This window comes from Ferrovibrio sp., from assembly GCF_041906005.1.
Taxonomy (GTDB): Bacteria; Pseudomonadota; Alphaproteobacteria; order Ferrovibrionales; family Ferrovibrionaceae; genus Ferrovibrio.
In genome coordinates this window covers 1-23,739 of the sequence record NZ_JAYRJY010000003.1, presented here as the reverse complement: position 1 = coordinate 23,739, position 23,739 = coordinate 1, and the positions used below count along the sequence as shown (strand labels likewise).

The 23,739-nt window shown below is 62.1% G+C and carries 22 protein-coding genes; 9 read left to right on the top strand and 13 right to left on the bottom strand.

Features of this window, described 5'->3' with window-relative positions:
- Nucleotides 1-9: 9 nt before the first annotated feature.
- The 3 genes from ACE3OO_RS19240 to ACE3OO_RS19230 are packed head-to-tail and all read right to left on the bottom strand — an operon-like array spanning nucleotide 10 to nucleotide 3,931.
- On the bottom strand, nucleotides 10-1,605 hold the full coding sequence (locus tag ACE3OO_RS19240; RefSeq protein ID WP_374305496.1) for an aldehyde dehydrogenase family protein: 1,596 nt from the start codon (nucleotides 1,603-1,605) through the stop codon (nucleotides 10-12).
- Between the two features lie 13 nt (nucleotides 1,606-1,618).
- The gene (locus ACE3OO_RS19235) at nucleotides 1,619-2,908 is read right to left on the bottom strand and encodes an aspartate aminotransferase family protein (protein WP_374305494.1); all 1,290 of its coding nucleotides are present in this window, start codon (nucleotides 2,906-2,908) and stop codon (nucleotides 1,619-1,621) included.
- Nucleotides 2,909-2,932: 24 nt separating this feature from the next.
- Nucleotides 2,933-3,931, bottom strand: coding sequence for a phosphotransferase enzyme family protein (locus ACE3OO_RS19230; RefSeq protein WP_374305492.1), 999 nt, complete (start codon nucleotides 3,929-3,931; stop codon nucleotides 2,933-2,935).
- Nucleotides 3,932-4,109: 178 nt separating this feature from the next.
- On the opposite strand from ACE3OO_RS19230, the gene ACE3OO_RS19225 reads away from it, so the two are divergent.
- A complete protein-coding gene (locus ACE3OO_RS19225) occupies nucleotides 4,110-5,252 on the top strand; it encodes an AraC family transcriptional regulator (RefSeq protein WP_374305490.1) in 1,143 nt (380 codons plus the stop codon).
- A 3-nt stretch (nucleotides 5,253-5,255) separates the two neighbouring features.
- Here the strand turns inward: ACE3OO_RS19225 and fabG are convergent, their stop codons facing one another.
- From fabG to ACE3OO_RS19180, 9 genes are all read right to left on the bottom strand, one after another.
- Nucleotides 5,256-6,038, bottom strand: a complete 783-nt coding sequence (fabG, locus tag ACE3OO_RS19220; RefSeq protein ID WP_374305488.1) for a 3-oxoacyl-ACP reductase FabG — start codon at nucleotides 6,036-6,038, stop codon at nucleotides 5,256-5,258.
- Nucleotides 6,039-6,060: 22 nt separating this feature from the next.
- Entirely contained in the window at nucleotides 6,061-6,879 is an 819-nt protein-coding gene (locus tag ACE3OO_RS19215; protein ID WP_374305486.1) for an ABC transporter permease, read from the bottom strand.
- A 3-nt stretch (nucleotides 6,880-6,882) separates the two neighbouring features.
- Nucleotides 6,883-7,737 carry an ABC transporter permease gene (locus ACE3OO_RS19210; protein ID WP_374305484.1) on the bottom strand — a complete coding sequence of 285 codons (855 nt, stop codon included), beginning with the start codon at nucleotides 7,735-7,737 and terminating at the stop codon, nucleotides 6,883-6,885.
- A gap of 13 nt (nucleotides 7,738-7,750) precedes the next feature.
- Entirely contained in the window at nucleotides 7,751-8,818 is a 1,068-nt protein-coding gene (locus tag ACE3OO_RS19205) for an ABC transporter ATP-binding protein (protein ID WP_374305482.1), read from the bottom strand.
- Nucleotides 8,819-8,924: 106 nt separating this feature from the next.
- A complete protein-coding gene (locus tag ACE3OO_RS19200; protein WP_374305480.1) occupies nucleotides 8,925-10,088 on the bottom strand; it encodes a PotD/PotF family extracellular solute-binding protein in 1,164 nt (387 codons plus the stop codon).
- 253 nt (nucleotides 10,089-10,341) lie between these two features.
- Nucleotides 10,342-11,070 (bottom strand): type 1 glutamine amidotransferase, encoded by a 729-nt coding sequence (locus tag ACE3OO_RS19195; RefSeq protein WP_374305478.1) that lies wholly within the window; start codon nucleotides 11,068-11,070, stop codon nucleotides 10,342-10,344.
- Nucleotides 11,067-11,762: a cysteine hydrolase family protein gene (locus ACE3OO_RS19190; RefSeq protein ID WP_374305475.1), complete on the bottom strand. Its 696-nt coding sequence runs from the start codon at nucleotides 11,760-11,762 to the stop codon at nucleotides 11,067-11,069. The genes ACE3OO_RS19195 and ACE3OO_RS19190 overlap by 4 nt, the downstream gene beginning before the upstream one ends.
- Before the next feature lie 439 nt (nucleotides 11,763-12,201).
- On the bottom strand, nucleotides 12,202-12,627 hold the full coding sequence (locus ACE3OO_RS19185; protein WP_374305473.1) for a diol dehydratase small subunit: 426 nt from the start codon (nucleotides 12,625-12,627) through the stop codon (nucleotides 12,202-12,204).
- A complete protein-coding gene (locus tag ACE3OO_RS19180; protein WP_374305471.1) occupies nucleotides 12,627-14,906 on the bottom strand; it encodes a propanediol/glycerol family dehydratase large subunit in 2,280 nt (759 codons plus the stop codon). The genes ACE3OO_RS19185 and ACE3OO_RS19180 overlap by 1 nt, the downstream gene beginning before the upstream one ends.
- A gap of 205 nt (nucleotides 14,907-15,111) precedes the next feature.
- Here ACE3OO_RS19180 and ACE3OO_RS19175 point away from each other — a divergent pair, with 205 nt between their 5' ends.
- Nucleotides 15,112-16,170: an AraC family transcriptional regulator gene (locus ACE3OO_RS19175; protein WP_374305468.1), complete on the top strand. Its 1,059-nt coding sequence runs from the start codon at nucleotides 15,112-15,114 to the stop codon at nucleotides 16,168-16,170.
- Here ACE3OO_RS19175 and ACE3OO_RS19170 read toward each other — a convergent pair.
- Complete coding sequence (locus ACE3OO_RS19170; RefSeq protein WP_374305466.1) at nucleotides 16,167-16,838, bottom strand: FadR/GntR family transcriptional regulator; 672 nt, start codon at nucleotides 16,836-16,838, stop codon at nucleotides 16,167-16,169. The two genes, ACE3OO_RS19175 and ACE3OO_RS19170, sit on opposite strands and share 4 nt — an antisense overlap.
- A gap of 155 nt (nucleotides 16,839-16,993) precedes the next feature.
- Between ACE3OO_RS19170 and ACE3OO_RS19165 the strand changes: the two genes are divergently transcribed.
- The 7 genes from ACE3OO_RS19165 to ACE3OO_RS19135 form a co-directional block, all read left to right on the top strand.
- Nucleotides 16,994-17,866, top strand: coding sequence for a fumarylacetoacetate hydrolase family protein (locus ACE3OO_RS19165; protein WP_374305464.1), 873 nt, complete (start codon nucleotides 16,994-16,996; stop codon nucleotides 17,864-17,866).
- Nucleotides 17,863-18,636, top strand: a complete 774-nt coding sequence (locus tag ACE3OO_RS19160) for an alpha/beta fold hydrolase (protein WP_374305462.1) — start codon at nucleotides 17,863-17,865, stop codon at nucleotides 18,634-18,636. Before ACE3OO_RS19165 ends, ACE3OO_RS19160 begins: the two co-directional genes overlap by 4 nt.
- 110 nt (nucleotides 18,637-18,746) lie before the next feature.
- Nucleotides 18,747-20,096, top strand: coding sequence for an amidohydrolase family protein (locus tag ACE3OO_RS19155; RefSeq protein ID WP_374305460.1), 1,350 nt, complete (start codon nucleotides 18,747-18,749; stop codon nucleotides 20,094-20,096).
- Between the two features lie 10 nt (nucleotides 20,097-20,106).
- Nucleotides 20,107-21,105 carry a branched-chain amino acid ABC transporter permease gene (locus ACE3OO_RS19150; protein ID WP_374305458.1) on the top strand — a complete coding sequence of 333 codons (999 nt, stop codon included), beginning with the start codon at nucleotides 20,107-20,109 and terminating at the stop codon, nucleotides 21,103-21,105.
- A gap of 46 nt (nucleotides 21,106-21,151) precedes the next feature.
- Nucleotides 21,152-22,198, top strand: coding sequence for a branched-chain amino acid ABC transporter permease (locus ACE3OO_RS19145; protein ID WP_374305456.1), 1,047 nt, complete (start codon nucleotides 21,152-21,154; stop codon nucleotides 22,196-22,198).
- Nucleotides 22,199-22,247: 49 nt separating this feature from the next.
- Nucleotides 22,248-23,486, top strand: a complete 1,239-nt coding sequence (locus ACE3OO_RS19140; protein ID WP_374305453.1) for an ABC transporter substrate-binding protein — start codon at nucleotides 22,248-22,250, stop codon at nucleotides 23,484-23,486.
- A 25-nt stretch (nucleotides 23,487-23,511) separates the two neighbouring features.
- The coding region (locus ACE3OO_RS19135) for an ATP-binding cassette domain-containing protein (RefSeq protein WP_374305451.1) at nucleotides 23,512-23,739 on the top strand (228 nt) is incomplete at its 3' end.

Below are 23,739 nucleotides of genomic sequence, written 5' to 3'. Positions count from 1 at the left end.
GCTGCCTTCTCATGACCGGAGCGCCCCGCGCAGTTCTTCAAGGACCATGCGCCGGATTTCTTCGCGCAAGATGGCGACCTCGTCGGTCGATCCACTGTTGGAAAGAGGCAAGGGCAGGGGATCCTGCGCCGCATCGGCCCCTTCCTGCAGGCGACCCAGTGAAATCGGCGCCTCCAGACCCAGTGCCAGAGCGGGGCCGCCGGCATTGGCGTCGAGTCCGCTGAAATCGCCGAACACTTCCTTGGGATCGTCGTTATAGGCGATCCGTGTCCAGTTGATGAGGTGTTGCGGTCCCACATTCTCGCCGATCGAGGAGGACCCGAAGAAGCCGGTGCCGATGGTGAAGGCCGGTGCCAGATGCGTGCCATAGCCGGCGGCACCCAGGCTGCATGGCGCGTTGACGGCGACGCGCAAAGCCTTCACCGCCGCGCCATATTTCAGGATGGTCGGTGCATGGCGGCTGTGGATGGCAGCGGAATGACCGGCACCTGACAGGCGGATGAGCGCGCGGGCCTGGGTAATGCCGGCATCGGCATGCGGCACTCGCAAGAAGCCCAGCACAGGGCAGAGCTTTTCCTTGGAAAGCGGCTCGTCGATCCCGACGCGGTCGATTTCGGCGACAATGATCTGCGTATTCGAAGGTAGGCGAATGCCAGCCTGCGCGCCGATTTCGACCGCAGACTTGCCCAGGACGGCCGTGTTGAACGAGCCCAGGCCGAACAGCAAGTCGCGCAAGGCCACGACTTCCTCGGGCTTCGCGATATAGGCGCTCGCCGATTTCAAGGATTGCAGCAGCCGGTCGGCGATGCTATCGATCGCAACGACGACGCTTTCATTCGTACAGAGGATCGAATTGTCGAATGCCTTCGACATGACGATACGCTTGGCCACTTCATTGAGGTCGGCGCTGTCGTCAACCAGGACCGGCGCATTGCCGGGACCGACGCCGATCGCCGGATTGCCGGAACTATAGGCCGAGCGCACCATGGGTGTGCCGCCGGTCGCCAGGATGACGCCGACGCGCGGGCTTTTCATCACATAGTCAATCAGCGGCAGATTTGGCTGCTCGATGATCTGGATGATGCCGGTGGGTGCACCGGCCTGTTCTGCGGCTTCGGCCATCAGTTTGGCAGCCTTCACCGAACAGCCCTTTGCCATCGGGTGCGGCGACAGGATGATGGCGTTGCGGGTGAAGAGCGCCATCAGCACCTTGTAATAGACGCTGCAGACCGGGTTGGTCGAGGGCGTCAGGGCGAAAATGACGCCGGCCGGCTTGGGCAGTTCGACCATCTTCAGCGCAGGATCGATCTTGGCCGAACAAAAATCCTCTTTCGAATAGAGCTCGAAAAGACCGCGTGAGGTCAGTTCGTTCTTGATCTTCTTATGGGCGGCGACACCGAAGCCGGTTTCCTTGACCGCCGCTTCGGCGAGTTCCCCGGCATGGGCATAGGCGACATCGGCGGCGGCGCGGGCGATCTTTTCGACCTTTGCTCGGTCGAAGCGCGCAAAGGCCGCCGCGGCCCATTCCGCCATTTGCAGCATGAGGTCGGCGGTACCGGTGGCGCGTTTGTCGCCGGCGAGGATTTCTTCAATGATGGCAGTCATATCGCGGCGCTCCTCAGGCGGCCCGATGGGCGCTGCGACCTTTGCCCATGCATTCGGCATAGGCGAGACCGATGCTGCGTTCGACCCGCTCCAGCACCTCGGCGCAGAGATCGGCGGTCATCAACACACCGGGCTTGAATTGCAGCACGCGCGGATCGAGCGTCGAGAAGATCGCCCAGACGCCGTTTTCATAGAGATGCTTCATCACCGGTTTGGCGCCCTCGGGGAAATCGAATTCCAGCCCCATGACGACGCCACATTGGCGCAAGCCCACGAAGAAGCTGGGATAAAGCCGCATGATCTCGTGAAGACCGTTGCGGAACGTCTCGGAGATATAGTTGACCATCGGCTTCACCATCGGACGTTCGAGGATTTCTAGCGTCTTCATGGCAACCAGGCAGCCGAGCTCGGCGCCGCCCATGGTCGACATATGGGCAAAACCGTCCTGTTTCAGCCAGCCGGCATAGGGCTCGCGCACCACGACGCAGGCGATCGGATACATACCGCCGGAAATGCCCTTGCCGGTCACCATGATGTCCGGCTGGATGCCATAGCGCTGATAGCCCCACATTTCGCCGCAGCGCATCAGGCCCGTCTGCACTTCATCCGCGACATAGAGTGCGCCATAACGCTCGCACAACTTCTTCACTTCCGTGAGGTAGCCGGGCAGCGGCATCGGAAAGCCGTAGGTCGCGGGAATCGTCTCCATGATGAGGCAGGCGACGTCTTTGCCTTTCAGCGCATCTTCCATCGCGTTGAGATCGTTGAAAGGCACATGCACGAAATCTTCCGGCTGGTCGGACAGAAAGATCTTCTTGAAGCGATCAGCGCCGGCGGCGACGGCGAGGCCGGTATGGCCATGATAGGCATTGATGATCGAGACGATCTTGCGCCGCTGTGTGGCGTGGCGCGCGGTCTTGAGGGCGATGTCGATGGCTTCGGCGCCGCCTGAGGCATACATGGTATAGTGCATGTCGCCGCCGCAGATGCGCGCCAGCCGCTCGGCCAAGGCCGTGCGGCCCATATTTGGGAAGTGGTGATTGCCCATGTCGAAGCGCTGCATGCCGCGATTGAGCACCTCGATCAGTTCCGGATGCCGATGACCGATATTGTAGGTGCCACCGTTGAGATGGAGATCAATAAGACGCCGCCCATCCATGTCCCAGAGCAGGTAGCCCTCACGCCGATCGATCACCAGATCGACGCCCATATCCTGCCAAGCCTGGGTCTTGCCTGGATTCCAGAATTGCTTCGACTTGGCGATGAACTCGCGCTTCTCGGGACTCTCTGGGTAATCGACCATCGGTAACTCCTGACCCGTCGGGGTTCAGCTGTATTGGCTCAGATAACGTTCAGCGAGTTCGCAGGTGCCGGTGCTGTAACCGGGGCCCTCGGTGCGGGCGAGATCCGTTTCGGCATGGCTCCCCATCCAGGCAAAGAGCGTCATGCGACGCAGCAGGATGAAGGTCCACAATTCGTCATCGTCCGTCTTCGGCAGCGCGCGCTGGCGGCGATAGCCTTCCTTCCAGGCTTCCATCAGTTCCGGCACATCGGCGCGGTCCTCGAAGAAACTCACCGCGCTTGCTGCGTCATAGAGAAACCAGCCGAGGCCGCAATCGTCGAAATCGATGACGCGCACATCGCCATTGTGAACAAGCAGGTTGGCGAGGCGGAAATCGGCATGGATGAGGCCGTAACGGTTCCGGGCCTGTCCGAAAGCCGTCAGCCGCTTCTCCATCAGATCGACCGCGCGCTGCAACAGCCGGGCGCGGTCCGGCGTGCAATCCGGCCCGTCCTGCCAGGCACCCCAATTGGCGGTCTTCCCCAGGGAATGTTCAAAGTCCCAGGAAAGGCGCTCGAAATAGGGGGGGCGCGTCCAGGTTTCGCTGTGATTGTGGCAGCGCGCCGTTACCTCGCCCAATTGACGGAAAGGCGGAATGAGATTGTCCTGCGGCGGCTCGGTCCCGTCGATGAATTCGAACAGCACGCAATTGCGCGGCGTGGCGAGGGCCGGATGCGCCACGGTCTGGATATCGGCGCCGTCGGTGCCGGGAATGGCCTGTGGCGTCTTCACACCCGCTTGCGATTGCAGGGCGCGCATCCAGGCAAGCTCGCTGCGGATGCCGTCGACGCTGTGATAGCCTTCCCGATGCACGCGCAGGATGACCGGACGCGCGGTGCCCCGGGGCGTCACGCGATAGGTCCAATTTTCCGAATGATTGATCAGCTTCAGCTCGGCGCCAGCCAACCCCCAGCGGGGCAAGGCGGCAGCAGCCAGCTCATCGATCGCGCGCAACAATTGTTCTGTCGTGAGCATGCCGCTCATTTATTTCCCTGCTCCCAGATGGTGGTCAGGCTCTTCACCCAGGATCGTTAACTAAAGTCCGGGCATGCCGCTTGACGGCGGCAGGCGCATTTCCATCCAAGTGCAGGCTAGGGTGCGGGCGCCAAGCCTCGCTTGACCCGTGACGGGGCGATCTTGACAGCTGATCAGCTTTGCACCCTTGAAGCCGCGCCATGCGCCATGCCATCATCAAGCATCCACAGTCTGGTGCGTGACGTTTAGCCGGGGATTTCCGATGGCTGCCGCTTTGCTGGATCACAAGACCGAGACGCGCGAAAGCGGGGCACCGATCGTCCTTGCCGCGGCTGCCACCGGCTTGGTGGACTTCATCGAGCGTCAGCGCGGTGATGTGGATTCGATCTTCGGCAATTCCGGCATTGCACCGGATATGGCCGGATCGCCCACCCTGAAACTAAAACTCGCTTCTTATTGCCGCCTCTTCGAGCAAGCGGCCAAGCAGATCCAGGGCGACAAGTTCAGCCCGGGCAATTTCGGTCTGCATTTCGGCCAGCAATTCCAGCCGCGCGACCTCGGCATGTGGGGCTATGCAGCGATCTCATCCCCAAATCTGGGGGCGGCTCTCGAAAATCTGGTGCGGCTTTTCCACTACCACCAGGAATCCTCAGGGATGCAGCTGGTGAAGGGCACCGACGGGCTGATGCGGCTCGAATACCAGATCTTTTCCTCGGAAATCGTCGAGCGCCGGCAGGATGCGGAACTCTCGCTCGGCATGTTCGCCAATGTCATCCGCGATTGCTGCGGGTCGAAATGGACGCCGGTCGAGGTGCATTTCGAGCATCCGCGCCCGGAATTCTGGAAGGAGCACGAGGCGGCCTTCGATGCGCCGGTCTATTTCAGCCAGCCGACCAATGCGCTGCTGTTCCGTCCCGAACTCCTCGAGCGGTCGATGCCGGGCCGCGATTTGCAGCTTCTGACCATGATGCAGACCTGCCTCGAATCTCTGGGTTCGCATCGGCAGGGGACCGACGGTATGGTCGACCGGGTCAAGACGGCGATCCGCGTGAGCCTGCCCGGCGGCTACCCCAGCCTCGATCAGATCGCTCATTCCCTGCGCGTGCCGGCCGCTGTGGTGCAGCGGGAACTCGCTGAACAGGGGCTCACCTATAAGGATGCGGTCGAAACGACACGGCAGAGCCTTGCCCAGATGTATCTCGATCAGCGCCAGCTACCGCTGACCGAGATCGCCCTGCTGCTCGGCTATTCGGAGCTCTCCGCCTTCACCCGCGCCTTCACCCGCTGGACGGGTGTCAGCCCGCGCGCCTATCGGAAGCAGGGGCACTGACCTTTACATCTGCGACAGCGCGTCCTGGCTCTCGGGCAGGATCTGGCCGCCATCGACGATGATCGTTTGCCCGGTGATGTAGCCGGCCTCGCGCGAGGCGAGGAAGAGGGCGGCATGGCCGATATCCTCGACATTGCCAAGCTTGCCCATCGGCACGGCCGCGGCCATGCCCTTCACATAATCCTCGCCAAGCTCGATGAGGCCTTCGGTCATCACATTGCCCGGCAGCACGGCATTGACCGTGATCCCATATTTGGCGACTTCCATGCAGGCCGTGCGCATGAAGCCCAATTGCCCGGCCTTGGTAGCGCCGTAATGGGTCCAGCCGGGAAAGCCGGTGACCGGCCCGGTGATAGAAGAGGTGATGACGATGCGTCCCTCGCCCGATTTCTTGAGGTAGGGGATACAGGCCTTCACGGAAAGAAACGTGCCCTTGAGATTGGTTGCCTGCACCTCATCCCAGGTCTCCGGGGACATATCCTCGATCTTCACCTGCGGGAAAACGCCGGCATTGGCGCAGAGCACATCGACGCCGCCGTAACGATCCGCTGCTGTCTTGGCCATCTTCTCCATGTCGGCAAGCTTGGTAACGTCGGCGGAAAAGCCACTTGCCGTCCAGCCGGAATCGACGAAATCCTTCGCCGTTGCTTCCGCCGATTTGAGGTCGCGTCCCACCACCAGCACCTTGGCACCGTGGCGCGCGAAGACGCGGGCGATGCCCTTGCCGATGCCCTTGCTGGCGCCGGTGACGATGACGGATTTCCCCTGGATTGATTGCCCCAACATGGCGTGTTTCCTCCGCTTTCTCTCAGGTCTCGGACGGCGCGCTGGCGCGGCGCCGGCGCAGGATCAGGATGATGGCATAGCCGGCGAGCAGCAGGGTCGCCGCACCGAAGGTCGAAACGGTACCGAGCACCGGCACGCCCGGGGTATAGCCGGCAACCATCTTCGCGTAGAGATATTCCGGAATCGTTGTGTCGGCGCCGGTCGTGTAAAGCGACAGCGGGAAATTGCCCCAACTCAGAAGGAACGCGAAGAGGGCACCCGAGAAGATGCCGGGGAACAGCACCGGCAAGGTCACTTCGCGGAACACCTGCCAGCGCGTGGCGCCGAGATCGAAAGCCGCTTCTTCCAAGGCCGGATCGAAGGAATAGACCTGAATCGAGATGACCAGCGTGCAGACGGGGATGATCCAGACGAGATGCGCAAAGACCGCCGTCTGCCACGACATGGTGAGGCCCAAGGCGTTGAACCAGAGCAGCAGCGCCAGCCCCAAGACCGATTGCGGGAAGAAGATCGGCAGCAACACGATTTTCTGATAGATCGACCGGCCCTTCCAGTCATAGCGCGCAAAGGCCAGCGCCCCGAAGAGCGCGATCACGACGGCAATCACCGTGACGCACAGCGCAATCGAGATCGAGGTCTTGAAAAGCTGATGAATTTCCAGCGAGTCGAAAGTCTTCTGCCACCAAGCGACACCCCATTTGTTGATGGGGAAGATGAAATAGCGGCTTGATGTAAGGGAGGCGAGCAACAGGCAGAGCCCCGGCAGATACATGAAGACGACGATCGCCGCCGTCCAGGCCCAGATCAGCGACGTCCGCCAGCGGGGGGTAAGACCATCCATCGCCTATCTCCGCCCCAGAATGGCATCGAGATCGAAGCGGCGCAGCACGAACAGCACCATGCTGCCCACCACCAGCATCAGCAGCACGGCAAGGGCGGCGCCCAGCGGCCAGTTCTGCGCATAGGTGAAGGCGATCTCGATATCATGGCTGATCGGTATGATTTGCTGCCCGCCCAGTACCTTGGCTTCGGCGATGGCGCCCACCGCCAGCACGAAGGACAGCAGGAAGCCGATCATGATGCCCGGCATGGAAAGCGGCAGTTCCACCTCTTTGAACACCTGCCAGCGCGTAGCGCCCAGATCGAAGGCGGCGTCCCGCGTCTGGTCCGGCACCATCGAGACGCCGAGCGTCATCGGGAACAGCATGAACGGCAGATAGACATAGACCATGCCGAAAACGATGATGCCGCTGGTGAAAAGCCAGCTATCCGGTTCGATGCCGAACCAAGCCTTGAGCGTGCCCAGCAGCACGCCGTTCTTGATAAAGAACAGGACCCAGCCGTAGAGACGGACATTTTCCGAGACGAACAGCGGAATGGTGAAGAGCAGCGTCACCAGCGTCGAATATTTGCCGAAGACGCGCGCCAGGCCATAGGCGATCGGATAGCAGATGAGGGCCAGGATCAGTACCGTGACAGCGGCGAGGCCCAGCGACCAAAGGAAGGAGAGATAGCTCGTCGAATTGAATATCTCGATATAATTGTCGAGGCTCCAGCTTTGCCAGATCGAGAAGGTTCGTGCCGGCGTGAAACTGAAGCCGATGACGGCCGCCAGGGGCGCGGCAAAGCCGATAAGCAGGAAGAGGATCAGCGGCAGAGCATGTCGCGTACCCGGTCCGAAAATCTTGAGCAGGGTCATGGCGAGGCCCCGCTCAATCCGTTACCAGGATGCCGTCCTTGGCATCCCAGCCGATGAGGACCTGGTCGTCGAGCTTGCCGCCGAATTGCTGCTGGCGCAGTTTTTCGACGATGAAGACATGCTCGCCCACGCGCACCTGGTATTGGATGCGCGAACCCAGCACATATTCATTATAGAGGCGACCTTCCAGGCAGTTCTGCGCCTCGGCCCGATGGCTCAGGAAGCGCAACGATTCCGGACGCACCACCAGATGCCCATTGGTGAAGCCCGCCGGCACAGTCTGGCTCACGAAATCCACGTCGAACTCCGCAGCATGGACGCCGCTGGCACCGTTTGCTGTTACGGCCATGACGTTCACATCCCCGATGAATTCGGAGACGAACTTGGTTTCCGGCGCGCTGTAGATCTGCTGTGGCGAACCGACCTGGACCAATTGCCCCGTGCGCATGACGCCGATGCGGTCGCTCATCACCATCGCCTCTTCCAGGCTGTGGGTGATGTAGATGAAGGTCTTGCCGGTTTCGCGGTGAATGTCCTTGAGTTCTTTTTCCAGTGTTTTCCGCAGCTTGTAATCGATGGCCGACAACGGCTCGTCGAAGAACAGGATGTCCGGGTCATAGGCCAGCGCCCGGGCGAGCGCCACGCGCTGCCTCTCGCCGCCAGAGCATTTGGTGACACTCTTGTCGTAGTAGTTTTCCGGCAAGCGCAGCTGCGCCATCAGCTGCAGGGCCCGCGTCTTGCGCTTATCGGGTGCCACGCCCTTGATCTTCTGGGAAAATTCGATGTTCTGCCCGACGGTACGATGTGGGAAGAGGGCCAGCGACTGGAACACCATGCAGGTCGGCCGCTTGTTGGCGGGCAGATCGTTGATGCGGGCGCCTCGCAGCAAGATGTCGCCGCCCGTGGCGCTTTCCATGCCCGTCAGCATGCGCAGCAAGGTTGTCTTGCCGCTGCCCGACGGGCCGACGATGGTGAAGAATTCGCCCTCGGAGATGTCGAGGCTGATTCCTTTGACGGCCGTGAAGTTGCCGAAGGTCTTGGTCAGATTGCGCAATTGCAGAATGGGCGATCGGCCGTTCATGGTCCTTGGGAATCCGGATCGTGATGAAATGGAGGGGGATCAAGACGGGATCGCCCGGCATCTACGCACCGGGCGATCCGACGTCGTGGTGGCAGCAGCCGATTGATCAGCCGCCCGAAGCTTCGCGCTTGGCAGCGGTCATGATGTCGAGCAGCTTGTCGTAGTCCGGCACAATGTCGTATTCGACCGAACGCGCCATTTCCTCTTCCAGGCTGTCATACTGGATCGCATCGAGTTCTTCCTTGGTGAAGAGACTGAAGCAATCCGGATTGCCCATCTGGGCCACCGGGTTGAACGTGCCCTCGGCGAAAGCGACCGTATGGGCGACTTTCGGGTCTTGGACATATTCCAGGAACTGCACGGCAAGCGGCGAGACGTCTGGATTGTTGACCACCGAGGTGATCTCGATCCAGGAAATGCCGCCCTTGCCGCCAGCGAGCGGCCCCTTTTTCGGCGTGATGGCGCGGATATTGCCGGCGCCATCGGCGCGGGCTGGCGAGGCGGAGTAGGTACCGCCGGTCATGTGGAAATCGATCTCGCCCGAGACAAGGGCCTGGTTCATGGTCGCGATGTCGCCCACCACCTTGGCGCCCTTGAAGACGCGCTTGGCGGTTTCCGTGAACTTGGCGATTTCCTCCGGCGTATGCTCCTTGAAGGGATCGAAGCCGGCGATGCAGCACAGGTTGAAGACGTTCCAATCATCGGATTCAAGCACGCCGTACTTGCCGGCATTGCCCGCGTCGTTCCACAGATCCCAGCCCTGATCCTCGGCGGTGGCGCGGCTCACTTTGTCGGTGTTGACGACGAAGCTGTAGGGACCGTAGCGCTGTGCCATGCCGATGAGCTGGCTGCCACTTTCGTCCATGGCCCACGCATAGGGCGGCTTGAAGGCGGGGGCCATCTTCTCGAAATAGGGTTCCATTTTGGCCCGGTCGAGCGGCTGGATCAGCTTCTCCGGAAACATGATCTTGCGTGCCCAGGGATTGTTGACGTTGATCAGGTCCCAGACATTGGTTTCGCCGGCACGCAGGCGGTTGATCATGGTGGGGTCGTTGGTGAGCGATTCCGCCTTCACCGTGGCGCCGTTGGATTCGCGGAATGGATCCAAGACTTGCGCCGAGTTATAGCCTTCCCAACACAGGATATTGAGTTCCTTGGAGCGATCGGCATAGGCCGAGCGCAGGCCCGCTACGCCGCTGGTGGCAAAGGCCGCGGCCATCAGGGCCGAATTCTGCATGAAGTTGCGACGTGACTGCTTGAAGCTGCTCATCTGTCCCTCTCCGTTGGCCCGGTCGATTGTTGCCGGTGCCGCTTCCCTGTTGACCAAGCTGGAGCACCGGTCCGCAAAACCCGGCCGGACTCCATCGAATGTGGTGTGCTCATTCTGTCGCTTGCTTGCCGCAAGTCGTCTTAAAGTCGGTCACGCTAGGGACGATAGGGCGCCCCTACCACCCGGTCTTGACATTTAGGCTGTTAATCTTGACAGCCTTGATTGCCGGCGGCCCTCAGTGTCGGCGCTGGCCTCAGCTTAACGCCAACCAATTCCGCGTGAGCGTATCGCAGGCGCGAACATAGTCGCCGAAATGGATCTCGAACTGGCGGTCGAGATCGGTCAGCAATCTTGGCTCATCCCGGCAGAAATCCGCGCCGAACATCCGGATCCAATCGCGCACGATGTCGATCGTGACCTCGACATGGAATTGCACGCCATAAGTCTTGGCGCCGACGCGGAAAGCCTGGATAGGACAGGCGCCGCCGGTCATCAGCGGTACAGCGCCCGGTGTGTTGCGTGTCGCTTCGTAATGGTTTTCAAAGACCGTTACCGGCTCGGCAAAGTCCCGGAACAGCGGGTCGCTGCGTCCTTCCGGCGTCAGCGCCAATTGATAGAAACCGGATTCCAGTTTTCCCATGCGATAGATCTCGCCACCGAAGGCATGGGCGATGATCTGGGCGCCCAGGCACACGCCCAGCACCGGCCGTTCCACCGCTGTGAAGGCCCGTATCAGGGCCATGGTCTCGGTGAGGAAGGGATAGAGATGCTCATCCTTGGCGCTCATCGGCCCGCCCAGCACGATCAGACCGGCATAATTGGCGGGACCCTGTGGCAAGCCGGGATAGTCCATCGGGGAATAGGTGGCAAAGCGGGCCACCGGGAAGACGGCGTCATAATGGACACCCTGTGCGATCAGCGCCTGGCCGAGAATACCCGGCGGGGCCACCAGTTCCGGAACGATGATCAGGATGCGTTTCATGTGAGTTTCATCATCGCTTTGAGTTCGTCGGCGGTCATGACATGGCAGTAGATCATGTTGATGATCGCCAGTTCCTGTTCGTGCAGCGTATCTGAGCCGGCGGCGCAGCAATCCTCCAGCACCACGACCTGGAAGCTTTCGTCGGCGAGGCTCCGCACGGTCGAGGAGACGCATTGGTCGGTGAAGATGCCGGCGCAGATGACGTTTCTGATGCCCAGATTGTGCAGGATTAGGCGCAGGTTGGTGCCCGTGAGCGCGCTGTCGGTTGTCTTGGTGACGACAATCTCGTCGCCTTGGGGCTCCAGTTGCGGCACCAGTTGCGACGCATGCTCGTTCTTGGGCAGCAGCAGATTGTTCCAGCCGGGCATCTTCTGGCTCAACGACCGGTCGCGGCCATCCTTGGTCCGGCAGGCGATGCGCGCAAACAGGCATTCGATACCGTGCTTGCGCGCCAGGCGCAGCAGTTCCGCCGTGCGCGGGATGACCATGCCGTTCATGCGTTCGTGAAACGGCGTCCAGGCGTCGAAATGCGCCTTGCCGGCAGCATCGAGCGTGGCTCGCTCCGGCCGTTCCAGATAGGTGTTCTGCACATCGATGACCAGGAGCGCCGTCTCGGCGGGCTTGAAGGCAAGATCGTCGGGCTCCGGCGCGCCTTGGTAATAGAAGGATCGGTGTCGCGTCTTCCAGTTCATGACTTTGCTCGTAGTAGAGCGGTGCTCAGCATGATCATTTTGGGCGATCGGCAATGTAGATCATGCTGAGCAGTCGCTTTTGGCTAATTGAGAAGACTAGACAATGCCCAGTGCAAGCGAGGTGCGGCACACATGGGTATCCGGGCCGCCGGGTCCTTTGAAGATGTCGTGACGGATTGCGGTAATTCTATAGTTGGGCGTACCGGCTGGATCGGCAACATCGAAATAGTCGCCTACATTTGCCGCCATGAAAGGCGATCCTTGTTTCAATGCGAGAACGGTGTGCCCAGGATGCCCCGGTCCCGCAGGAACCGCGGCAATCAACTCATATATTATCATCGAATGCCTCCATCCATGTATCCAATGCGTGCATGTGTGTTCAGTATGCACGTAAGAAGGATATCACGCGGAGAGGGGGCCGCATATCCATCAGCGTCGTTCAAAACCGGAAGGTAAAGAGGCCACGTTTTTCGTAAACTTCCGCTGCTTCCTCAACAAAGGTGGCCATCTTTTCCGCCTTATAGATCGTACGCAAGATCTTGGCGGCATCCAGCAGATCGGCCTTTGTCTTGGCGCGGCCCGGACGCAGCAGTTCGTAGACCTGCAGCAGGAACTCCTGCGGCACTGCCACCAGTTCGGCGGCGCGCTCGAAATTGCGCCCCAGGGTCGGCCGGCCGGCCAGGGTTGCCACGCGCGCCTGGTCCTTGAGTGCCTGGGGGGTGATGCGCAGATCTTCCAATGTCACCTCGCCGGCCATGACGGCATCGAGCGTGAGTTCTTCCAGCGCCTTGCCGCGCGCGGTTTTGACCAGGTCGGGCCGGTTCTCGGCGAGTGGATAATCGGCAACATCGTCGATCCGGGCCATTATTGAACCTCCAGGAAGGCGATCTCGATTTCCTCAGGCTTGGCGCCGTCCTGCGCGAGCGAGGTCTCGATCGCATAGATAAGGGCCACCTGGGCATGGAAGCGGGCTCCCATGGCCTCGCCCTCGGTCGGCACCACGACCGGCTCCGGCAATTCGCCCTTGGCGTAAGCGGTCGCGTTCTGCCCAAGCTTTCGGTAATGCGCAAGCGACGTGATCGGCGCGTTGGAGAACAGTTCCAGATTGTGATGGGGCAGGCGGTCGGCCTGGTGGATGACGGCGGTCCCCTTGGCCTGGATGCCGATGCCGATACCGGAGCCGGCGAGGCGCGCTGCACTCAGCCCCAGGAACGAGGTATCGGCCGTGTGTCGCATGCGCACGATGCGGGCAACGCCGCCCTTTTCGGCAATACCCTCGCTCATCGCCCGCAGCACGGCGGAAAGCGGATGGCCGGCCAATGTCCGGAAGAGCTTCAGACCGAAGGCTGGGCTGACGCCAATGACGATCTCGTTTTTCGGCCCGCTCGTTGCCGCATCGCCCAAGGCTCGGTAGCGGATGCGCCGGTTCTCGGCACCGGCGAAGGTGGCTTCTGTGCGCAAGACCTCCTCGCGCGTCAGCACATCGCGGATAGCGGCCAGTTCCTGGCGGCGCTGGCCGCTCAGCCGATAGCCGGTGCCGGGTCCGCCATAGTCGTTGGGATCGTTGACGGCGCTGATGACATGTCCCTGGCGTACCACCGCCGCCGTCTGCAGATAATCGCCCGACACCCGCAGGCGCACGACATTGAGGAGATTCTGTGCTTCCTCCCGGAAGCCGCGCACGGCCAGCGCCTTGATGACGTCGAGCACGTTGATCCCGCGCGCCTTGATTTTCTCGCTGATGAGGGTGACGTCGCGCGGCAGATAGCTCTCGGTCTCGTTGGAGCCGGAGGCCACAACGACGCTGCGCTTCATTGCAGCGCTCGGCGTGCCAAGGCCCAACTCCTCGAACACCGCGCCCAGCGCATCGGTCGCCCGCCGGCGCAGTTCCAGGGCGCGGGATTCGCCGACCGAGGTCAGCCCGCCATCGGCCTCGAAATCGCGCTGCAGCACCAGAAAATCCTCCATCTCCTCGCCATTGAAGGAGGAGGGGTTGAAGGAATTGTCATAGGCGAGGATCGACCCCATGCCGGAGCAGATGAAATCGGACCCGGCGATGAGGAAGGGCAGGATCTTGGCTCCCACCCGGATTTCCGATTCCGAATGCCGCGCATCATTGCCGGTGGCGCATTCGAGGTCGAGCCAGACAGCGATGAGATTTTCCGCCATCAGCTCCCGGACACCGCCCGGCATGGTCGAGGCCAGGGGGGCCCCATCGATGCCGCCATTCTGCGTCCCCTGCACGCCCATGGCACGCTGCAGGCACAGGCAGCGGGCTTCCAGATAAAGGAGGGACTTCGATTCATGGAATCCCATCAGCAGTTCGGATGCGGCCCCTGACGTGCAGCGCATCTTGATGCCGCGGCTGGCATAGGCAGCGGCCAGGAACGCTTTCGACCAGGGCGTGTCGTCGCCGTCGGTAAAAGCGCGCTCCGTCCCATAGACGGAAACCGTCTCGGCATAGGATGTGAAGCCCGCCATGCCGATCTGCAATTCCTCGGATTCTTCGCTGGAACATTGAAAAAGCGTGCCCCAACGGCCGACCGAGGCACCCACGGCGCAGGCCAGAGCGTTCGACCAGGCATTCCTCGCGACGCGCATGGTCGTCTCGACCTCGTCGAAGCCGAAAGCGACCGCCGTCGCGGCATCCGCCGCCAATTGCAGCGGGTCGTCCTTGGCATTGGTGACATGGCCCTGATTGCCGGGCGTCTTGCGGGTGCGCATCTTCGAGAAAGCGAAAGCGAGCTCGATCGCCGAGAGCTGTGCCACCACCTCGGCAAGCTTAGCGGGGGTGAGGCCATGGGCAAGGCGCGCCAGTTCGGTCCGTGGCACGGCAATGTCGACCAGCATGCGGGCGATGTCGGCAGAGGGGATCGCCATCGCTTGCGGGGCGAGGTCGAGATCGAGATGATGATGAGCGACGAAATGATCGATCATGTCGAATTCGGCCGCCGGGATGCCGTCCATCGACACCACCCTGCCCTCTGCAATGGCCAGGCCGGGCTTGGGGTCCTTGGCACCCTTGAAGGCGGCAAAGCCGTTCTCGGGGTCCTCCACCGCGAAACGATCGAGGCGCAGAGGCCGTTCGTCCCAATCGGCAAAGCGCCGCCAGCGATTGGCGTTCTGTTGCGGGCGCTCGCTCATGCTTTATTCTCCCAGCCTGTTCCTTGGGCAGATTTCTGTGATTTTACGGACAGGCTAATATCACGGCCCGCCGCCGGCTTGACCGAAAACCCACCATGTTTGACAGCGTCTTCTTCAGGAGAGCCTTGCTGCCTTGCAGCATGGCTGGCACCATGCCATCATTCCTGACCCTTATCGATGACAGCCAGCCATCAGGGACGGTTTCATGATCCAATTGGGCGGACGGGCGAATTCAGACGCGGGCAGTGCCGACAAGGCACCGGTCGTGCTCTCCGCCGCCGCCGCCGGTCTGGTGGAATTCATCGACGCCCAGGGCGGGGATGTGGATTCCATCTTCGGCAATTGCGGCCTGGCGCCGGAAATGACCGCGGCCCCGACCCTGCAATTGCGCCTTGCCGCCTATTGCGCCCTGTTCGAGGAGGCCGCCCGCCAGACCGGCCGTGACAATTTCGGCCTCTGGTTCGGCCAGCAATTCTCCCCGCGCGATCTGGGGATGTGGGGCTATGCCTCCTTGTCCTCGCCCACCCTCGGCAGCGCTCTCGAAAATCTGGTCGGCTTGTTCCGTTTCCAGCAAAGCTCGTCCGTGATGTCGCTGCGGCGCGATGGGGACAAGCGCATGCGCCTGGAATATCAGATTATTTCCCCCTCGATTGTGGCCCGGCGCCAGGATGCCGAGCTCTCTTTGGGGCAATTCACCAACATCATCCGCGAATGTTGCGGCAAGCATTGGTCGCCGCTGGAAATCCAGTTCGAGCATCCACGGCCCCCCGATTGGCGGCAGCATGAGATGGCGTTCGGCGCGCCGGTTTTCTTCGGCTGCGCCACCAATGCCATCATCTTCGATGCCGATCTGCTCAGCCGGCCGATGCCGGGCCGCGACCTCAAACTCCTCACCATGATGCAGACCTGCCTGGAATCGCTGGGGTCCCGCGATCGGCCGGATTCGCTCATAGACCGGGTGCGCGGTGCCGTGCGGCTGCGTCTGGCCGAAGGGGCGCCGACGCTGGAACAGGTGGCTCACACGCTGCGTCTCAGCCCGCATGCGATCCAGCGTGCCCTGGCCGATGCCGGCATGGGCTATCGCGAGGCCGTCGAAGTGACCCGTTTCGACCTCGCCCGGCATTATCTGCAGCAAAGCCAGCTGCCCTTGAGCGAGATTGCCTTATTGCTCGGCTATTCCGAGCTTTCCGCCTTCACCCGTGCCTTCACGCGCTGGGCCGGGACGAGCCCGCGCGTCTGGCGCCAGGCGATGTTGAAGCACTAACGCCCCAGCAGGTTGGCCTCGACCGTCTTCAGATGCGCCAGCGTCGCCGCGCGCGCCGCTTCCGGATCGCGGTTGAGGATCGCCGTCACGATCGCGTCGTGCTGCTGGCAGTAATTCTGCCGCCGCTCCTCCGAAAAGGAGCGCTTCTTCATGTCGAACCAGGGCGATTGATTGCGCAGGACATGGAGGAGATCATAGATGCCGCGCAGCAATTCGTTGCGTGAGCAGGCAAAGATGCGGTGGTGCAGGGCTGAATCCCACTGCTCGAACGTCATGATGTCGGTGGCGGCATTGGCCTCGCGGTGCGCTTCCTCGATGCCGGCGAGTTGTGCCGCGCTGGCATTGATCGCGGCATTGGCCGACGACAAGGGTTCCAGCAGCAGGCGCAGTTCCATCATGTCGGCGGGGCTCGCCCCTTCCATGCCGGCAACGATCTCGCTCAGGGAATGCTTGGCGCCGTTGGCGACGAAGGTGCCGCGCCCGACATGGCGCGAAATCGTTCCCTGATCGCGCAGCATGTCCATTGCGCGGCGGATCGTGTTCCGGGCTACGCCGAAATCGGCGGCGAGGTCGCGCTCCGGCGGTACCTGGCGCCCATCGGCCCATTCGCCGGCGTCGATGCGCTGCTGCAAGCTGCGGGCAATATCGGCGGCAATCGGTTTCGGCATGGTCTTGCTCGTTTGATCCAATGTTGAGCCAATTAGCATGATTCAGGCCACTCGTCCACGGAAAATGCGAATTGGTCTTGCCAGTGGCGCCTAAAAGCTCTTAACTTGAACCAATCAGACGCCGAATGGCTCAAATAGGTTCCGGGGAGGAATTCATGCGCATTGCCACATTCTCCGTGGGCGGTGAACGCCGCGTCGGTCTGGTCGATCTGGCCGCCGGCGAAGTCCGGCCGTTCGATCTGCCGGTCGATGCCGCGCGCGAAGGCATCCTGGCGCTCATCGAACGCGGCTCGGTCCCGGCAACCCTGTCGCCGATCGCCCTCGACCGGGTCGCATTGGAAGCGCCCATGCCGCGCCCGCGCCGCAACATCTTCTGCGTCGGCAAGAATTATCACGAACATGCCCACGAATTCGCCAAGAGCGGCTTCGATTCCAGTGCTGCGGCCGGCGCCGTGCCGAAGGAACCGATAATCTTCTCCAAGGTGCCGGAGACGGTCATTCCGAACCAGGCCAAAGTGCTGATCGATGCCAAGGTTTCGACCGCCATCGACTACGAGGCGGAACTGGCCGTCATCATCGGCAAAGGCGGGCGCGGGATCTCCAAGGAAAAGGCGCTCGACCATGTCTGGGGCTATACCATCGTCAACGATGTGACGGCGCGCGATCTCCAGGGACGCTACAGCCAGTGGCTGGTGGGCAAGTCGCAGGACACCTTCTGCCCGATGGGTCCCTGGGCCGTGACCAAGGACGAGATCGACATCGGCAATACGGCCATTCGCTGCTTCGTCAACGGGGATCTGCGGCAGAATTCCAATACCGGCCTGCTGATCTTCGACGTGCCGACCCTGATCGCCACCATTTCCGCCGGCTTGAGCCTGAAACCGGGCGATATCATCGCCACCGGCACGCCGGCCGGTGTCGGTATCGGCTTCAACCCGCCGCGTTACCTGAAATCCGGCGACGTCGTCCGGGTTGAAATCGATGGAATCGGCGCGCTCGAGAACCGTTTCGAGGATATTGCCGCATGAGCAGCGTCGATCTCGGCCAGATCACGGCGGAGGTGGCCGGCGAGGGTTTCCCCGTGGTGATGATCCACGGGCTTGGCGGCACCAGCAACACCTTCCAGCCCCTGATGAATGCGCTGGCCGGCTTTCGCGTCATCCGGGTCGATCTGCCAGGTGCCGGCCGGTCGCGTGTGCCGCATGACGATCTCAGTATTGAGAAATTCACCAACGCGGTGCTTTCGGCGGCGAAAACGCTGGGTGTCGAAAAGGCGCATTTCGTCGGCCATTCCATGGGTACGCTGATCTGCCAGCAGATTGCGGTCGAACATGGCGCCTGCGTGCAGTCGCTGTCCCTCTTCGGCGCCCTGGTGGAACCGCCGGAGGCCGCCCGCACCGGGCTGATGGCGCGGGCGTGGCTGGCACGCGAGCAGGGGATGGAGCCGATTGCCGAGCAGATCATTAACGCCACAGTCTCGGCGGAAACGAAAGCAACCCGGCCGGCCGCCATTGCCTTCGTGCGCGAGACCATCATGCGCCAGGACCCGCTGGGCTATGCCAAGCATTGCGAGGCGCTGTCTAAATTTCAGGCAGTCGATCACAAACGCATCAAGGCGCCGACTTTGCTGGTGACCGGCGATTCCGACGTGGTAGCGCCGCCCAGCATGGCGCAACTCATCGGCGACCGTGTTGCGGGGGCCAGCATGCATCTGCTCGACCGTTGTGGCCACTGGGCCACAGTCGAGAAACCCGCTGAATGCAGCGAAAAGATTGCTAATTTCCTGAGGCGCGTCTGACGGGAGATGTGCTTAACTTAAGTGCTTGCAGTTGATCCCTTAGAGAAGAGCATCCGGCGCCACAGCGCCGAGAGCCACGAGGGGCGACAACGAAAGTCTGGGAGGGCTTGATGGCGGACAATGGCAGCTCCAGCAATCGCTGGGGATCGAACGGGCGGGACTCTGACTCCGTTCTTTTCACGAATGTGCGCATCCTCGACGGGTCGGGTGACTATCCCTATACCGGCGAAGTGCTGGTGCAAGGCAACCGCATCAAGCAGGTGACGAAGGGCAGCTCGCGCTTCGGCAGCAGCGCCGGCGGCACGATCGGCGGCGGTAGCACCACCATCGACGGCATGGGCGCCACTTTGATGCCGGGTCTCATCGACGCACATCTCCATCTTTCCTGGAACAATGCGCCGGGCATTGATCCCATTCAGAAAATGCCGGTAGAGGAGCATACGCTCGTCACCGCTGAAATGGCCAAGGTGGTGCTCGATGCCGGCTTCACCGCCGGGCGCGGCGCCGCTGCGGCCAAGCCGCGCCTGGACGTCGCGGTGCGCGACTTCATCAATGCCGGGCGAATTCCCGGTCCGCGCTACACGGCATCCGGCCCTGAAATCACCACGGTCGGCGGTCTTGGCGACTTCACCTTGCCGCACATGCCGCATCCGGGCCTCAATCTCGGCATGGTGATCTCCGGGCCGGAAGAGGTGCGCGCCACCGTCCGCATGCTGATCAAATACGGCGTCGATACCATCAAGCTCAACCTCTCCGGCGAGGAGATCACCGGCATGGGCGCCGAGGAAACGCCGATGTCGGAAGAAGAGGTGGCGATGGCGGCGCAGGAAGCGCGCGCCCGCAACAAATGGCTCTCGGCGCATGCGCGCTCGTCGAAATCGGTGCAGCAATGCATCCGCCACGGCATCCAGATCATCTATCACGCCTCCTTCTGCGACGAGCAGACGCTCGACATGCTGGAAGCGGCCAGGGACAAGCATTTCGTGGCACCTGGAATCGCCTGGCTCATCGGCACGGCCAGGAATGCCGGCGAATATGGCATCAAGCCGGGTTCGGAAATCTCCATGCTCTATGAACGGGAGCTTGAGCGCGCGATCGACACGATGAAGAAGATGCATCGCCGCGGCATCCGCGTCCTCATCGGCGGCGATTACGGCTTTGCCTGGACGCCGCAAGGCACCAACGCCAAGGACCTCGAATATTTCGTCGACATGCTGGGCTTCTCGCCGATGGAAGCCATCATCGCCGGCACCCGCTATGGCGGCGAGATCATGGGCATGGGCCACGAATTGGGGCAGATCCGCGAAGGCTATCTGGCCGATCTGCTGCTGGTCGATGGCGATCCGGCCGCCAATGTCCGCGTGCTGCAGGACAAGGACCGGCTGCTTGCCATCATGAAGGACGGCAAGTTCCACAAGCGGCCGCAGACGCAGGAACAGCGTCGGCGCTTGACGGCCTGAGGCGTCCTTCGTGAAGCATCCCGTCGCCATCGTTCTCTATGTCGTGCTGGCAGCCCTGGTCCTGTGGCTGTTCCTGGCGCTGTGGCCGGCATGGCTGGTGGCGCTCATCGGGCCGAAGAAGGTGTTGGTCAACACCATCTTCAACGGTGTTACCGTGGCCGGCCTCTATTTTCTGGTAGCAAGCGGCTTCACTCTCGTCTTCGGGTTGATGCGCAACGTCAATCTGGCGCACGGCTCGCTTTATCTTTTTGGCGCCTATATCGGCTATGACGTGGCCGATTGGTCGGGGTCGTGGCTCCTGGGCGTCGCCGCCGGCTTCCTGGGGGCTGCCATAGCCGGCGTGCTCATGCAGGTCTTTGTCTTCCGCCGCATGGAAGGTGACGACCTCCGGCAGACGCTGGTGACGATCGGCATCTCCATTGTCGGGGCCGATCTGATGCTGGCGTTCTGGTCCGGCAACACCTACCAGTTCACTATTCCCGCCTGGATCGACGGCGCCGTGGCAACGCCGATCGTGACCGCCGTCAAGTCGAACGGCACCTCGGTCGTCATGATGTATCCGCTCTATCGGCTGGTCGTGCTGGCGGCGGCGGTGGCCATCGGCATTGCGCTGTGGCTGCTGCTCAACCGCACGCGCATCGGCATGATGATCCGCGCCGGTGTCGATGACCGCGCCATGCTCGCGGCCAATGGCGTTAATGTCCACATGGTCTTCGCCATCGTCTTTGCGATCGGGGCGGGGCTTGCCGGTTTTGCCGGTGTTGTCGGCGGCACGGCCCTTTCCATCGCCCCCGGTGAAGACGTGCGCTATCTGCTGGCTTCTCTGGTGGTGGTCATCGTCGGCGGCATGGGCTCGATCACGGGGGCGGCCATCGGTGCCCTCATCATCGGATTGGCCGAACAGATCGGCCTTGCCTATTTCCCGACCTATGGCGTCGTGCTCACCTTCGTCATCATGGTGCTGGTGCTGGCCGTGCGGCCGCAAGGCATCATGGGGCGGCCGGCATGAGGAATCTGGCCGGCATGAGGAATCTGGCCCGCATGAGGAATCTGGCATGAGCATTCTTGATGCGATTGCCGGCCCCGGTGCCGCGCCGACCGCGCGTTTCCGGCTCGATGCGGGTCATGTCCTCCTTGGCATCGCCTTGCTGCTCTATCCCTTCGTTGCCTCGCCCTTCTTCACCTTCCAGGTCGGCGCCTACACGCTCATCATGGGCACCATCGCCCTCTCCCTGATGGTGCTGGCCGGTTACGGGGGCATGGTCAGCCTCAGCCAGATGACCGTGGCCGGCATCGCCGGCTACACCTTTGCCATCTTCGGCATCAATTCGTCCGGTGTCATGGGCCTGGGCTGGCCCTGGTGGCTGGCGGCCCCCATCGCCATTGCCATGGGTGCCTTGGCCAGCACGCTGATCGGTGCGCTGGCCGTGCGCACCGCCGGCATCTACATGATCATGATCACGCTGGCCATCGCCACGGCCTTCTTCTATTTCGCGCGCCAGAACTATGCCCTGTTCAACGGCTTCAACGGTTTCCACGGAATTCCGGCGCCGGAATTCTGGGGCATCAACTGGCGCGATCCCATGCCCTTCTATTACCTGTCGCTGGCCGTCGCCGCCTTCTACTACACCGCCGTCATGTATGCGCACCGCTCGACCTTTGGACTCAGCCTGCAGGCTATCCGCGACAATCCGCGCCGCGTGCGCGCCATCGGTTTCGATGTCGCGGCGCACCGCATCTTCGCCTTCTTCCTGGCCGGGATCATCGCCGCCACCTCCGGCGTGCTGCTGGTCTGGTTCAACGGCCAGATCACACCCGGCACACTCGACGTCAATGCCGCCGTCAATGTGCTGGTCATCGCCGTCGTAGGCGGCATCCGCCGGCCGATCGGCCCCTATCTCGGTGCGCTGCTTTTCGTGCTGCTGCAGAACTTCGCCATCGACCTTCTCAATCCGGAACGGTTCAACACGGTGATCGGCCTCGTTTTCCTGGCGGTCATCTTCTTCTCACCCGACGGCATCCTGGGCCTGTGGGAAAGGCTCAAGGCTGTCGATGTCAACAGATCGCTGCGTCCATCCTCCCGGCGCAGCCAAGGGAACTGAAGCTGGGGGGACAAAAGACATGAAAAACAAACCAACTGGAGGAAACGCGATGCTTAGCAGAAGACATGTCCTGGCGGCGGCGGTGGCTCTCACCGCCCTGATGCCCCAGGCCCAGGCCGAAGATGTCATCAAGATGGGCGCCCTGGCGACCCTCGAAGGCCCCTTCACGGTGCTCGGCGAAGACGGCATGCGCGGGCTGAAGCTCGCCTTGCAGGAAGTGAACTACACCGTCGCGGGGAAGAAAATCGAGCTGCAGACCGGCTCGTCCGACGCCTCGCCGGAAAGCGCCTTGAAGGCCACCCGCAAGCTCGTCGAGCAGGGCGGCGTGCAGGTTCTGGTCGGGCCGCTCTCCGGTTCCGAAGGCATCGCGGTCAAGGATTACGCCAAGACCCAGCCCAACGTCACCTTCATCAACGGCTCGTCGGCGGCGCAGGACACCACTCTGTTCGGCCCGGCGGAGAACTTTTTCCGCTTCTCGACCGACGGCGTGCAGTGGATGGCGGGCCTTGGCGAATATGCCTACACCGAAAAGGGCTACAAGACGGTGGCCGTGGTGGCCGAGGATTATTCCTTCCCCTACAGCCAGGTCGAAGGCTTCATGCTGCCCTTCTGCAAGGCGGGCGGCAAGGTGCCGACCAAATTGTGGGTCCCCATCGGCAACAAGGATTTCTCCTCGGTCATTGCCTCGATCCCCGATGATGTCGACGCGATCTATGTGGCCCTCGGTGGGGCCGACGCCATCAACTTCCTCACCCAATACCAGCAATCGGGCGGGCAATCGCCGCTGATCGGCGGCTCGATCACCGTCGACCAGACGGTGCTCGGCTCCAAGGGCTCGATCCGCGACGCCGTGATCGGCACCATCGCGGCCGGCCCCACCGCCGATACCTGGGACGATCCGCGCTGGACCAAGTTCACCGAGGATTACAAGAAGGCGTTCCCGGACGGCTTCCCGGCGCCCTCGCTCTTCGCCCATGCCTATTACATCAACGCCAAGGCGGCGATCCTGGCGCTGGAGAAGGTCGGTGGCGATCTTTCCGACGGCGGCAAGAAGTTCCGCGAAGCCCTTGCCGGCCTCACTTTCGAGACGCCGACGGGTCCGGTGAAGCTCGACCATAACCGCAACGCCGTGGCCGACATCTTCGTTACCGAAGTGGTCGACGATGGCGGCACCTTGCGCAACAAGGTCATCAAGATCGCGCAGGGCGTCAATCAAACGCTGGGCGAGCCGGAGGAGGAATTCCTCAAGATCGGCCCGGCCACGCGCGACAACCCGGACTGCAAGTAAGACTGGACGGGTGAGGGCATCGAAGATGGCGGAACCTGCCGACAATCTGCTGGGAGAGAGCGGCGCTTATGCGCTGGAGCTCTTCGGCATCGGCCGCCGCTTCGGTGCCCTTGCGGCCCTGTCCGACATCACCATGACGGTGCGTGCGGGCGAGCGCCGCGCGGTGCTGGGCTCCAACGGGGCCGGCAAAACCACCTTGTTCAACGTCATCACCGGCGATTTTCCGCCTTCGGCCGGCTATATCCGCTTCTTC

Excerpts from the sequence above, each read along its gene's own strand:
- ACE3OO_RS19240 (WP_374305496.1), bottom strand. The coding sequence starts at position 1,605 with ATGACTGCCATCATTGAAGAAATCCTCGCCGGCGACAAACGCGCCACC.
- ACE3OO_RS19235 (WP_374305494.1), bottom strand. The coding sequence starts at position 2,908 with ATGGTCGATTACCCAGAGAGTCCCGAGAAGCGCGAGTTCATCGCCAAG.
- ACE3OO_RS19230 (WP_374305492.1), bottom strand. The coding sequence starts at position 3,931 with ATGAGCGGCATGCTCACGACAGAACAATTGTTGCGCGCGATCGATGAG.
- fabG (WP_374305488.1), bottom strand. The coding sequence starts at position 6,038 with ATGTTGGGGCAATCAATCCAGGGGAAATCCGTCATCGTCACCGGCGCC.
- ACE3OO_RS19215 (WP_374305486.1), bottom strand. The coding sequence starts at position 6,879 with ATGGATGGTCTTACCCCCCGCTGGCGGACGTCGCTGATCTGGGCCTGG.
- ACE3OO_RS19210 (WP_374305484.1), bottom strand. The coding sequence starts at position 7,737 with ATGACCCTGCTCAAGATTTTCGGACCGGGTACGCGACATGCTCTGCCG.
- ACE3OO_RS19205 (WP_374305482.1), bottom strand. The coding sequence starts at position 8,818 with ATGAACGGCCGATCGCCCATTCTGCAATTGCGCAATCTGACCAAGACC.
- ACE3OO_RS19200 (WP_374305480.1), bottom strand. The coding sequence starts at position 10,088 with ATGAGCAGCTTCAAGCAGTCACGTCGCAACTTCATGCAGAATTCGGCC.
- ACE3OO_RS19195 (WP_374305478.1), bottom strand. The coding sequence starts at position 11,070 with ATGAAACGCATCCTGATCATCGTTCCGGAACTGGTGGCCCCGCCGGGT.
- ACE3OO_RS19190 (WP_374305475.1), bottom strand. The coding sequence starts at position 11,762 with ATGAACTGGAAGACGCGACACCGATCCTTCTATTACCAAGGCGCGCCG.
- ACE3OO_RS19185 (WP_374305473.1), bottom strand. The coding sequence starts at position 12,627 with ATGGCCCGGATCGACGATGTTGCCGATTATCCACTCGCCGAGAACCGG.
- ACE3OO_RS19180 (WP_374305471.1), bottom strand. The coding sequence starts at position 14,906 with ATGAGCGAGCGCCCGCAACAGAACGCCAATCGCTGGCGGCGCTTTGCC.
- ACE3OO_RS19175 (WP_374305468.1), top strand. The coding sequence starts at position 15,112 with ATGATCCAATTGGGCGGACGGGCGAATTCAGACGCGGGCAGTGCCGAC.
- ACE3OO_RS19170 (WP_374305466.1), bottom strand. The coding sequence starts at position 16,838 with ATGCCGAAACCGATTGCCGCCGATATTGCCCGCAGCTTGCAGCAGCGC.
- ACE3OO_RS19165 (WP_374305464.1), top strand. The coding sequence starts at position 16,994 with ATGCGCATTGCCACATTCTCCGTGGGCGGTGAACGCCGCGTCGGTCTG.
- ACE3OO_RS19160 (WP_374305462.1), top strand. The coding sequence starts at position 17,863 with ATGAGCAGCGTCGATCTCGGCCAGATCACGGCGGAGGTGGCCGGCGAG.
- ACE3OO_RS19155 (WP_374305460.1), top strand. The coding sequence starts at position 18,747 with ATGGCGGACAATGGCAGCTCCAGCAATCGCTGGGGATCGAACGGGCGG.
- ACE3OO_RS19145 (WP_374305456.1), top strand. The coding sequence starts at position 21,152 with ATGAGCATTCTTGATGCGATTGCCGGCCCCGGTGCCGCGCCGACCGCG.
- ACE3OO_RS19140 (WP_374305453.1), top strand. The coding sequence starts at position 22,248 with ATGCTTAGCAGAAGACATGTCCTGGCGGCGGCGGTGGCTCTCACCGCC.